General features: G+C 41.3%; 1 protein-coding gene. It reads right to left on the bottom strand.

Annotated features, from left to right (window positions below):
- Positions 1–417 (bottom strand): antiphagocytic M protein (locus tag ACODS7_RS32625; protein ID WP_488828704.1); only part of this gene is annotated, 417 nt, incomplete at its 3' end.
- Between the last annotated feature and the right edge of the window lie 19 nt (positions 418–436).

Below are 436 nucleotides of genomic sequence, written 5' to 3'. Positions count from 1 at the left end.
TTTACGTAACTCAGCTTCCAGTTCCCATTTCTTCTCGCTTAGCTGGTTGCGTTCACCAAGCAATATTGTGTATTCTTCCTCACGATTTTGAAATTGTTCTTTTAACTTTTCAAGTTCCGCTTTTAATTCTGTTTGATGCATTCCATTCTCTCTCTCTTCAGAATGTTCATTTTTCTCTCTAATAACTTTTGCATCTTGGGCCAATGGTTTTATACTCTTTTTCGTTCCCGACCTCTTAGCGCGATTCCTAATGCCCTCTTTTTTCTCTCGTCGTTTTGCGACGTTGTGATACAATGTGCTTTCACTCACACCAAGACGATCTGCAATGTTTGCCCAGGATAGTTTTTCACCTCGTAATTTCTCCGCCTTCTCGCATAATGCATCCCAATTTCTTTCTTCAGCCAGTTGTTCCGCCATCGTCTCATTTCTCCCTTCC

Source organism: Bacillus sp. FG16 (genome assembly GCF_057809515.1).
Note: the sequence above shows the minus strand (reverse complement) of the source record. Positions and strands in the feature narration are given on the sequence as shown.